Consider the following 10,330-nt stretch of genomic DNA (forward strand, 5'->3'; position numbering starts at 1 on the left):
GCTTATCCCAAAAGAATTTTTTGGCAATCAGGACAATTAAAAATGTAGAAATACAAACAAGTACAACATCCGTCAAAGAAATTCGCAGATAGTTATCAATATTGAAACTATCCATACCTTTTCACCACGTAAGATTATCCCTTAATAAAGATCAAAAGAATCGCAATAACTAATGAATAAATACCAGTTGTTTCCGCTAAGGCAATACCTAATACCATAATTGATTGAATTTTACTGGCAGCTTCCGGATTACGGCCAACGCTTTCTGCACCTTTACCGGCCGCAATACCCTGTCCAATACCTTGTCCAAGTCCTGCAACCATCGCAATACCAGCTCCTAATAAAGCCATACCTTGTACAAAAAATTCATTAAATTCCATTTTAGTTTCCTCCTTCATTATTCCTCATTGGATACTTGTTGTCCTAAAAAGAACGACGATAATGTAAAAAAGATATACGTTTGTATAACACCGGAAAAAATATCAAAATACATATGCAGAAACGGTGTAACAGCTAAGCCTAAAACACCCCACGGCATAAGAAGCTTAATTAATGTATATACAAGCATCGTAATGATACTTCCGGCCAAAATATTCCCGAATAAACGCATCGTCAAAGATATTGGCAAAGCCAATTCTCCGATAATGTTGAGTGGTGTCAACAACACCATGGGTTCCGTTAATTCTTTCATACGAGCAACCAGACCACCTTTTTTGATCGCATTGCCCTGTATCATAAGCCACATGGTAATGGCTAACGTGGCATTAAAACTTACATTACTGGTGGGATTTTGCAGGCCTATCAGGCCAATAAGATTTGATGCAAGCATCATTAGTATCAAAGTCCCGAATAAAGGAATATATTTTTTTGTTGTTTCCCTTAAATTTGTCTTCACCACGAATAAAACAAGATTTAAAGCTTCCTCGCAAACATATACAATGCCTTTGCTTGCCTTTGTCGGATCCGCTCTCTCAATCTTTTTACCTGCTACAATAAAAAATATAGAAAACAAAATACAAAGCCCAAGCCATACACAAATGGATTGTTGAATCTCCAACGTAAAAGAACCAAAGTGTATTTCTAACGCACTGATTTCAGGCATTTTTATCAATCCTTTCTTTGTTGGTATGCATAAAGTAGAATAGCTGCTTTATGACATAAAAAGCCAATAAGCAGCGCAATCACAGAAAGACCAGTATAGGCCCCAAATCCAAAAAAACAAGCATAGAGTAGGTAGCGTACAAGATATCCTGTCATCCCCTGACTTTTTCCTGCTTTTTCATCCGTTCCAAGCGATAAAGCCATTCTAACAATCATCAGATACCCTACAAGAGCTATCACTTGACCAAGAATGATGCCAAGAACAACTTTAATATCTTGAAAGAAAATACCTGCAAGTATAGAAACACCAGCTGTAAAGAACACTGACCATTCTATAATTTTCTTCGACATGACCTGAATTTCATTCATGATTTTTCGCCCTATGAATCAACAGATAGATAGATCCGATAATGCTGTAGGATAACCCTATAAGAATAAAAACAGGTGTAGTCTGCAATCGACAATCTATCTGATAACCTACAAATATACTTAATAATAAATTTACTAAAAACACTCCCGAAAACGCTAAAGGTTTCATCTACTTCGTACCGAAAATACGATCTCCGGCATCCCCCAGTCCCGGGACGATATATCCTTTTTCGTTCAGATGATCATCTAAACTGGCCAGGTAAATATCTACATCCGGATGTGCTTTTTCCACAGCGGCTACCCCTTCCGGCGCTCCGACAAGGCATACCAGCTTGATGTTTTTAGAGCCTTGACGTTTGACCATATCAATGGCCGCAATGCTGGAGCCACCGGTTGCCAACATCGGATCAACAATTAGGACATAGGCATCTTCCATACAGCTTGGATACTTTTCAAAATATGGATGCGGTTCTAGCGTCTCTTCATCACGATACATACCGATATGCGCAACCTTGGCCGTAGGAATCAAATTTTGAATTCCATTGACAACACCAAGTCCGGCTCTAAGAATAGGTACGATCACAACCTCTTTGGCCAGCGTACTTCCCTTATACGCACAAATCGGTGTTTCGATATCGACCTCTTTTAACGGCAAATCTCTTGTGATCTCATAGACCATCAAGCCACCTATCTCGTCTAGGTTCTGACGAAAATCTTTTGTTCCTGTTTCTTTGTTTCGCATAACTGTTAATTTATGCTTGATCAGCGGATGATCAAATACTGTTAACATAATTTCACCAACCTCACTTCTCCGATTATAACATTATCCAACTTTAATTTGAAACGAAAAACCACATGTTTTATAGAATTTTAATTTAGGTTATCTAAATTATTTTACAATCAAAAAAAGTATCCATCCTAAAAACAGATACTTTAATCTTCTATGGAAACGATCCCAAACTGCGGAGCCGCCTGAATTCGTAGATTTGATGATCGTAAATCCTTCTTTAAGAAGGTATCGTTTAATACATCCAAAGCCAGCTCAGGAACATTGGCCTCTTGTGATAAATGCGCCAACACGATATTTTTGGTTTTCGTATTAATAAGACTGGTAATATTGTGACTGGCATCTTCGTTAGACAAATGACCGGAATCTGAAAGAATCCGTTGTTTGACAAACATCGGTCTTGCGGTATGCATCAGCATTTCCATATCATGATTGCTTTCAAAGATATAATGATCCGCATTTTCTAAATACGCTTTTTCATGATTTGGCAAATACCCTGTATCCGTTATATAAACCAGCTTTTGGCATCCGTCTTCGATCACATAGCCCACAGTATTGGGTGCATCATGACTTAACCCGATGACTGTGATCTGCATATCTCCAATAATAAATCGATCTAATGGCTTGATGCACCGATGATCTTGCACATCCAGATCACAATAGCTGTAGATTGGCAAATGCTCAAAATGTTTAAGCTGCGAAATATGATCCTTATGGCTGTGTGTAACCAACAAAGCATCTAAGGTTTGAATATCCTGAGAAACGCTTTGCAGGCTTGCCATCAAATACTTTTTGGTTGAACCACAATCAATGACGATTGAAGATCTTTGTGTTCGCACCAGGCAGCTGTTGCCTTTGGAACCGGAGCACAACAAATCAACCTTCATAAATATCGCCACCTTGATTGGAAAAGTTGGTAAATCGAGAAATGTTCTTTTCAAACACAAGCTTGATCTTTCCTAAAGCACCGTTTCGATGTTTAGCCAAAGAGAGATCCACGATTGATGTATCTTCCGGAATTTGATCATCCTGCTCCTTTTTATAATAATCTTCACGATAAATAAACATAACGATATCCGCATCTTGCTCGATGGATCCTGATTCACGCAAATCCGATAGCTGCGGTTCATGATCGTTACGCTCTTCCACCTTACGCGCTAACTGTGAAAGTGCTATGACCGGACAATCCAGCTCTTTGGCAAGAATTTTTAAATTTCGCGAAATATCGGATACTTCCTGTTGCCTGGAATCAGCTCTGGTTCCGGTAATCAGCTGTAAGTAGTCGATTACGACCAAAGAAAGACTATTATATTCCGTCTTTAGCTTTCGGCATTTGGAAAAGATCTGTGAAACTTTAATCGAGCTGGTATCATCGATAAAAATATTTCTTTCCCCTAACTGGCTGCCGCTAAAGTTTAAGCGGGACATTTCGACATCGCTTAGTTTTCCATCCCGCAGTTTATTGGAAGCCACCTGTGATTCCGAGCTCAACAAACGCTTCATTAAAGAATCTGCCGGCATTTCCAGCGAAAAGATAGCCACAGCTCCCTCGTTGAGTTTAGCGACTTCATTGGCAAAGTTCAATGCCAATGCACTCTTTCCCATGGCCGGACGAGCCGCCAGAATGATCAGATCGCCACGCTGAAAACCATTAGTGATCCGGTCCAGGTCCGTATAACCGGTACGAATACCGGTCACGCCTTTTTTACTGCGCAGTTCAATCAGCTGCTCCATGACACGATGAATGACCGTCTGTGACGACTCAAATTCCGAACCTCGTCGCATTCTTGTCACATCCATGATCCCGCGCTCTGCCTGATCTAAGATCGTATCGATATCTTCACTGGCATCGTATGATTCATTAGAAATCTTTTCCGCCGCAAAGATCAATCTTCTTAGCTGGGCTGTATTTTTGATCGATTCAATGTAATTACGCGTATTGGCACTACTGATGGCACTATCCGCCAAAGAAAGAATATAATCTGTTCCTCCGGCACTATCCAGTTCTTCCTTATCCGCTAATCGTGTGATGATCAAATTCAAATCAACCGGCTGTCCATTTCGGGTAATTTCCTGCATACAGCTGAATAAACGCTGATGAGAAGGAAGATAGAATTCTTCCGGCTGTAAATCTAGATCATTACACTCCTGCATTACAGAAGGATACACCATCAAAGATCCTAAAAGTGCCTGCTCTAATGTTTTTGAATTTGGCAGTTCTCTTGCCATAATTACCCTTTCTGTGAAACGTGGACATGAATCGTGCCTATAACCTGGCCTTTATATAAATCCACTTCTACATTGGTTGTCCCTAAACTGGATACCGGAACATCCAGCTTTATCTTACGTTTATCGACTTCAATTCCTTTTTCCTGTAAGGCTTGATGAATCTGCTTCGTGGAGATCGAACCAAATACCTGTCCTTCCTTACCGGCACTTAAAGAAAATTCCAACTTCATCGTTTCCAGCTTTTTCTTTAACTCTTCAGCTTCCTTTTTCAACTGTGCTTCATGTTCTTTTTTTATCGCCAACTGTTCGTCTAAAATTTTACTGCTTCCCTTTGTATAAGCAACCGCCAATTTTCTTTTGATCAGAAAATTTCTTGCGTAACCATCGCTGACTTCAACGACATCATCTTTCTTTCCTACTTTTTTTACATCACTCAACAGGATGACTTTCATGACTTGTTTCCTCCTTGATTATTTCTAATAAAGCTTGTTTGTATTCCTGTGGACTTAACTCTTTGGTCGATGAGGCTGCCGCACTGAAATGACCGCCTCCATAGAGCTTTTCCATGACCTTCTGTACATTAAAGGTACCATCGCTTCTGGCGCTGCAGCAAGTCGGCGCATCGTCCTCATTACTGCGGGCAATCGTAAAGCTTGCCGTGCATCCTTTGATCAACAATAAGGCTTCACTGACCTGTGCCAACGTTGTTTTATCCACTTTTTTCTCTTCTTCGCATACAATCATAAAATGATCCATGTAAGGCTTTGCCAGCTGGATCAGACTATGTTTGAGCGTAAAGTGGGCATAATCTTCACACAATGCTTTTTCGGCCAGCTTCACATTGGCTCCCCATGTACTTAAGGCTGCTGCCGCCTCAAAGGTTCTGGCATCCGTATGCATTTTAAAGCGATTGGTGTCAACTAAGATTCCCAGATACATGATAGTTGCTTCGGCTTCAAAGATTGGCACATGATCCGGAATATTCTGCAGCATCTCCACGATCAATTCACACGTTGAAGAAGCACTGCTTTCGACATACGTTAAGATCGCATGACGGATAAAGTTTTCATTTCTTCGATGATGATCGATTACAATAACCCTCTGGCATTCTTCCACAAATTCTTTGGCGCTGCTGATGGCCGGGATTCCATGATCAACCATCACAAGCAGATCCTTGGCAAAATCCATGCGTTCTCTTGCCTGCTCCGGTGTAATAAAGACATGCCGTTCCTTCATGACCTTGATATAGTGATCCATGACAGACTGAAGCTGGGCATCTCTTGGCACATCCTTTAAGACAATATAAACATTCTTCTTTAAAGTATGCGCCCAGCTTGAAATACTTAAACAGGCGCCCATACAGTCAAAATCAGACATGATATGACCGGCGATATAAATCTCATCGCTTTCTTTCATCGCGTCCTGTAATGTCTGCGAAAGAATGCGCACACGCACCTTTGAACGTGCTGAACTCATCTCCGAATTGCCGCCCACGTATTCAACAGAACCATTGACATCCTTGATGGCTGCCTGATCGCCTCCGCGTGACTGTGCCAATTCAATCAATTCATTGATCGTTGTATCCAACAGTTTAAAATCATTAGTACCATAGGCAAAGCTCATACTTAAAGTGATCGATACACCGATATGATTGGCCTTATCTTTAATGATCTGCAGAATGGAAAAATTCTGTTTACGAATGCGTTTAAAGATCTCCTGATTTAAAATAAGGATAAAGCGATCACTGCGCAAACGACGAATCAAGATACCATTATCCTGTGCCCAGGTAACGACCGGACTGCGAAGCTGCGTGTTGATATGCGCCATCAGTTCTTCGTTTTCATAAGACTGATACTCCATATAGTTATCCAGCTGAACCAAGCCCACGACCAGACGATTCTCGTTGACTTCTCTTTCCAGAGCATCCAGTCGGGTAATATCTTTGACAAATAAAAGCTGGGAGTCCTGCTTTCTTGTGATCTCATAAACCGTATCTTGGTATTCAGCACGAATCACATCCACATCCTCATCAAACAAAATGCGAATCTGTTCGATCCAGCTTGTCAGCTTTTTATTGACCAGATCGATCCCCTTTTGCACAAAGTAGTCCGAAGCCCATGTCACAACATATTCATTATTATACGTTAAGATTCCTACACCGCCAAACGATAAGGCTTCCTTGGCATCTTTTCCTAAAACACGGGAAATATCCACTTCGGTCTTGACCCCATAATCGCGAATATCTTTGACAAATCCCAAAAACGGGATTCCAAACACTAAAACTAACAACAGTAAAAAACCGGCACTAAAATAATATCCATTAAGAATCGATATGGCTTCCAAAACGATCCAAATCAAAGCTGCTGCGCCAAATAAAGAACGCCATTTATGAAACTGTTTCATGATCAACCTCTCAAATCCCAATTCTTGCGGATTGCAAAAAGACAATCCAGTTCGCCTAAAAAGATCCAAATTAAATTGACAACGGGTATGACGACACCGATAATCGCAAAGAAGCTAAACTTTCGAATGTTATGACGGATCCCGTAGTCAATCAAGACCACAGCTCCAAAAAAGCTTAGCAGCATGCAATCGACAAAAAAACAAATTTGTAATCCCGTTTGCCATATAGGATATTCTAACACATTTTGTCCAAAAAAGAACAACAGCCAAACTATGATACTGATCATACCAAAGGTCGAATTGCCATGAATCTGTTTTAAAGAGCCAATATCCCGTATAGGAATATGCAGTCGGTTACACAATAAAATTGCCAGTAAATGTACACAAAGTGCCTGTAAAAAGCCCATAAACAGTACAAACAAAGCACAGAATGCCTGAAAATCAATAAAGGAGATCCAGGAAGCAATGGCATCAAAATCCGCATGTAAATCTAAACCAAACAAGGCAGCCCATAGATACACCATGGCAATATAGGTTGCGGTAGAAAAGATAAAACATAGAAAAAAGTTGGTGCGATGGCGAAACTGTTGATGAACACCGACACCATACAAATAGCCGATCAAAAGAGCGCTCCAACTGTAAAACCAGGTCGTAAAGGAGCCAAACAAAAAGCTTAAAAGACCCATGGATATTCCCGTGACAAGACCGGCACGAACACCTTGCGAGGCACTGTACAATAGGATTGGCATGATAAAGACCCAGCTCAAACTGGCTTCGATCATCAGTCCGGTTTGTTGATTTAAAAGCAATAGTAATCCGTAAATAGCGACACACATCGCACCTTTTGTAATTGATGAAGTTTTCATATAGCTTATTTTAATCTATTATGCCAATAAAAAAAAGGACTTTAAACAAAGCCCTTAGTCAACTACATATGGTAATAAAGCCATCTGACGTGCACGTTTGATAGCCGTAGCCAGCATTCTCTGGTATTTGGCACGTGTTCCTGTTACACGTCTAGGAATGATCTTTCCGTTTGCGTTGATAAAACGTTTTAATAATTCAACATCTTTATAGTCGATTTCTTTGATTTTGTTCTTTGTGAAGTAACAAACTTTTTTACGACCCATGCGTTGTTTTTTAAAAGCCATAACTCATTTCCTTTCTATTAGAATGGTAAATCATCACTGGAAATATCCAGTGTATCATTTGCGTCAAAATCGGCACCAAATGGATCTTGTGCAGCCGGCATAGAAGATGCCGCTTGCCCATATGGATCCATGGCAGCCTGCGGTTGTGCATATGTATTGGCTCCATAAGCATTGGATTGTGCATGCTGCGTATTTTTCGGTTCCAAGAACTGAACATTATCCGCAACGACTTCCGTTACATATACTCTTTGTCCCTGATTGTTTTCATAGTTACGTGTCTGGATACGACCCTCCACACCAATCAAAGAACCACGATGAAGATACTGACACATCAGATCCGCTAAACGGTTCCATGCGACACAGTTGATAAAATCTGCATCCGGTTGTCCCGGCGTCTGTACGCGGCGATTGACAGCCAGTGAAAAGCTGACAACGCTGGTTCCGCTCTGTGTTTTTCTCAATTCCGGATCTTTTGTAAGTCTTCCTACTAAAACGACACGATTGATCATATCGATTTCCTCTTTTATTCTTCGCCTTGTGTCTTAACGACCATGATACGAATAACGTTGTTGCTGATACGAGCTAAACGCTGGAATTCAAAAATTCCTTCATTTCCACAAGTAACATTGATTACGACATAGTGACCTTTTTTCATGTGGTCAATTTCGTACGCAAAATCTTTGATTCCCCAGTCATCTACCTTATCGATCGTACCTTCGTTAGAAGTGATCGTAGCGTGCAGACGATCCTGAACAGCCTTGAACTGTTCTTCATCTAAAGATGCGTTTACAATGTACATGATTTCGTATTTTTTCATTCTGTACACCTCCCTTTGGACTACGGTATCTGTCAAACAGATACAGGGCAAGCACAAACTTGCTTTGTCATAATAGCATGTCAAGTCATCGCATGCAAGCAAATAATTTCAAAATTGTCTTATCCATGCGGATTTCCATATAAATTCAATAAAACACAGCCGATGATGATCAATACAATCCCTAAAAAGCCGACAGCACTCATTTTCTGATTAAAGATACAGATGGAAATGATCGTAGTTGCGACAATGCCAATGGCACACCAGGAAGCATAGGCAATTGATAGATTGATCTTTAACAGCGCTTTGGAAAACGCATAAAAACAAATCGAGTAAAACAAGATACAGGCAAGCGATGGTCCTAACTTGGTAAAGCCGGCCGATGACTGCAGCATCGAACTGGCTAAGATTTCAAAAACGATCGCAATCCCCAACAATAAATATTCCATGCAATAACTCCTATTCATAATCCGTGATTCCTTCGCCGGCATTGGGAACAAAATGGGCATAAACAGAATCACAGATAAACACAAACAATAATAAGCTGCAGATGGCTTTTAAGACAAGCGGTCTGATTTTCTGAATCCAGCCATCAAATACCGGCGCCAGCACATAAATAAAGGCCATGCCGCCTATACCAAAAACCAGTAAACCTTCGGCACAGATACGACCGTTCACATTGAGAAAATAACCGGTGTAATCCCACCATTTTAAGCCTGTATTCATTTCCATGACATAAGAGGTCATGTATTCCAAGATACCACATACGACAAGGATCAGTACGAATGTCAACGCCGGTTTGGTTCTAAACTTCTTTAATAAAGTTAAGATCAGTAAACCGCCGGAGCCATAAATTGGCAGCCATGGGCCATATAAAGCACCGCGATTGACAAAAACACCATCGGTGATTAGATGCAGACTGACTTCCCAGAGCCATCCAATTCCAGAAAAAATAAAAAACATCAAAATCAAAGACCAGATATTGTAATCACGTAAGGGATCGAGCAATGCCAGTCGACTTCGTTTTTCCGTTTCCGGAATATGAAACAATCTTGTCGGATACTGTAAGCCTTCAATTTCCCTTTTTAAAGACGCATATTGTAAAAAGCGATGATTGGCTCTTTCATATTCCCTTTCTTCTTTTCCATTCTTCAATAAAATTCCAAACCAGTTTACCAGAAACCCCCGTATGCCACCCAGCGACTTTGGCTTTTGATGCATGCGAATGCCTTCCGGATAGGCCTGTTGTAAAAGCGATGGTATGGCCGGTCTATACAAATAGGTATCCTTAAAAAACTTTTGATATGATAAATCTGCTTCTAAGCTGCATTGGCGCACATAGACATAGTATTCAGCCATAGCACAAGCCTTATACGGTGCGCTGTAAAAGATACCGGTCAACCCCAGAGTCAACACCGATAACATATCCCAGCCAAGAAAAGACAATTCCAGCTTACAGCACTCCCATTTATGCCC

General features: G+C 40.7%; 15 protein-coding genes. All 15 read right to left on the minus strand.

The genetic code is table 11. From position 1 onward, the window contains the following. Positions 1-134: 134 nt before the first annotated feature. The gene (atpE, locus tag U0M88_RS01325; protein ID WP_117445278.1) at positions 135-380 is read right to left on the minus strand and encodes an ATP synthase F0 subunit C; all 246 of its coding nucleotides are present in this window, start codon (positions 378-380) and stop codon (positions 135-137) included. Between the two features lie 17 nt (positions 381-397). After that, positions 398-1,102: a F0F1 ATP synthase subunit A gene (atpB, locus tag U0M88_RS01330; protein WP_117445277.1), complete on the minus strand. Its 705-nt coding sequence runs from the start codon at positions 1,100-1,102 to the stop codon at positions 398-400. Positions 1,103-1,107: 5 nt separating this feature from the next. After that, entirely contained in the window at positions 1,108-1,470 is a 363-nt protein-coding gene (locus U0M88_RS01335) for an ATP synthase subunit I (RefSeq protein ID WP_321035465.1), read from the minus strand. Continuing rightward, on the minus strand, positions 1,463-1,639 hold the full coding sequence (locus U0M88_RS01340) for an AtpZ/AtpI family protein (RefSeq protein WP_117445275.1): 177 nt from the start codon (positions 1,637-1,639) through the stop codon (positions 1,463-1,465). Before U0M88_RS01340 ends, U0M88_RS01335 begins: the two co-directional genes overlap by 8 nt. After that, complete coding sequence (upp, locus tag U0M88_RS01345) at positions 1,640-2,260, minus strand: uracil phosphoribosyltransferase (protein ID WP_022789979.1); 621 nt, start codon at positions 2,258-2,260, stop codon at positions 1,640-1,642. A gap of 143 nt (positions 2,261-2,403) precedes the next feature. Further along, positions 2,404-3,144, minus strand: coding sequence for an MBL fold metallo-hydrolase (locus U0M88_RS01350; RefSeq protein WP_117445274.1), 741 nt, complete (start codon positions 3,142-3,144; stop codon positions 2,404-2,406). Further along, positions 3,134-4,486 carry a replicative DNA helicase gene (gene dnaB / locus U0M88_RS01355; RefSeq protein ID WP_331868664.1) on the minus strand — a complete coding sequence of 451 codons (1,353 nt, stop codon included), beginning with the start codon at positions 4,484-4,486 and terminating at the stop codon, positions 3,134-3,136. Before dnaB ends, U0M88_RS01350 begins: the two co-directional genes overlap by 11 nt. Positions 4,487-4,488: 2 nt before the next feature. Further along, positions 4,489-4,938: a 50S ribosomal protein L9 gene (gene rplI / locus U0M88_RS01360; RefSeq protein ID WP_117445272.1), complete on the minus strand. Its 450-nt coding sequence runs from the start codon at positions 4,936-4,938 to the stop codon at positions 4,489-4,491. Further along, the gene (locus U0M88_RS01365) at positions 4,916-6,889 is read right to left on the minus strand and encodes a DHH family phosphoesterase (protein WP_168965708.1); all 1,974 of its coding nucleotides are present in this window, start codon (positions 6,887-6,889) and stop codon (positions 4,916-4,918) included. The genes rplI and U0M88_RS01365 overlap by 23 nt, the downstream gene beginning before the upstream one ends. A gap of 2 nt (positions 6,890-6,891) precedes the next feature. After that, the gene (locus U0M88_RS01370) at positions 6,892-7,755 is read right to left on the minus strand and encodes an energy-coupled thiamine transporter ThiT (RefSeq protein WP_331868665.1); all 864 of its coding nucleotides are present in this window, start codon (positions 7,753-7,755) and stop codon (positions 6,892-6,894) included. 54 nt (positions 7,756-7,809) lie between these two features. After that, complete coding sequence (gene rpsR, locus U0M88_RS01375; RefSeq protein WP_003864783.1) at positions 7,810-8,040, minus strand: 30S ribosomal protein S18; 231 nt, start codon at positions 8,038-8,040, stop codon at positions 7,810-7,812. Positions 8,041-8,057: 17 nt separating this feature from the next. Further along, the gene (ssb, locus tag U0M88_RS01380; RefSeq protein WP_117445269.1) at positions 8,058-8,549 is read right to left on the minus strand and encodes a single-stranded DNA-binding protein; all 492 of its coding nucleotides are present in this window, start codon (positions 8,547-8,549) and stop codon (positions 8,058-8,060) included. Positions 8,550-8,563: 14 nt separating this feature from the next. Continuing rightward, positions 8,564-8,857: a 30S ribosomal protein S6 gene (gene rpsF / locus U0M88_RS01385; protein WP_022789972.1), complete on the minus strand. Its 294-nt coding sequence runs from the start codon at positions 8,855-8,857 to the stop codon at positions 8,564-8,566. 119 nt (positions 8,858-8,976) lie between these two features. Beyond that, positions 8,977-9,303 carry a DMT family transporter gene (locus tag U0M88_RS01390; protein WP_117445268.1) on the minus strand — a complete coding sequence of 109 codons (327 nt, stop codon included), beginning with the start codon at positions 9,301-9,303 and terminating at the stop codon, positions 8,977-8,979. A gap of 10 nt (positions 9,304-9,313) precedes the next feature. Further along, a partial coding sequence (locus tag U0M88_RS01395) for a DUF975 family protein (protein ID WP_331868666.1) occupies positions 9,314-10,330 on the minus strand: 1,017 nt, incomplete at its 5' end.

This window comes from Faecalicoccus sp. (assembly GCF_036552745.1).
Lineage (GTDB): Bacteria > Bacillota_I > Bacilli_A > Erysipelotrichales > Erysipelotrichaceae > Faecalicoccus.

Coding starts and splice junctions, on each gene's coding strand:
- atpE (WP_117445278.1), bottom strand. CDS start 380: ATGGAATTTAATGAATTTTTTGTACAAGGTATGGCTTTATTAGGAGCT.
- atpB (WP_117445277.1), bottom strand. CDS start 1,102: ATGCCTGAAATCAGTGCGTTAGAAATACACTTTGGTTCTTTTACGTTG.
- U0M88_RS01335 (WP_321035465.1), bottom strand. CDS start 1,470: ATGAATGAAATTCAGGTCATGTCGAAGAAAATTATAGAATGGTCAGTG.
- U0M88_RS01340 (WP_117445275.1), bottom strand. CDS start 1,639: ATGAAACCTTTAGCGTTTTCGGGAGTGTTTTTAGTAAATTTATTATTA.
- upp (WP_022789979.1), bottom strand. CDS start 2,260: ATGTTAACAGTATTTGATCATCCGCTGATCAAGCATAAATTAACAGTT.
- U0M88_RS01350 (WP_117445274.1), bottom strand. CDS start 3,144: ATGAAGGTTGATTTGTTGTGCTCCGGTTCCAAAGGCAACAGCTGCCTG.
- dnaB (WP_331868664.1), bottom strand. CDS start 4,486: ATGGCAAGAGAACTGCCAAATTCAAAAACATTAGAGCAGGCACTTTTA.
- rplI (WP_117445272.1), bottom strand. CDS start 4,938: ATGAAAGTCATCCTGTTGAGTGATGTAAAAAAAGTAGGAAAGAAAGAT.
- U0M88_RS01365 (WP_168965708.1), bottom strand. CDS start 6,889: ATGAAACAGTTTCATAAATGGCGTTCTTTATTTGGCGCAGCAGCTTTG.
- U0M88_RS01370 (WP_331868665.1), bottom strand. CDS start 7,755: ATGAAAACTTCATCAATTACAAAAGGTGCGATGTGTGTCGCTATTTAC.
- rpsR (WP_003864783.1), bottom strand. CDS start 8,040: ATGGCTTTTAAAAAACAACGCATGGGTCGTAAAAAAGTTTGTTACTTC.
- ssb (WP_117445269.1), bottom strand. CDS start 8,549: ATGATCAATCGTGTCGTTTTAGTAGGAAGACTTACAAAAGATCCGGAA.
- rpsF (WP_022789972.1), bottom strand. CDS start 8,857: ATGAAAAAATACGAAATCATGTACATTGTAAACGCATCTTTAGATGAA.
- U0M88_RS01390 (WP_117445268.1), bottom strand. CDS start 9,303: ATGGAATATTTATTGTTGGGGATTGCGATCGTTTTTGAAATCTTAGCC.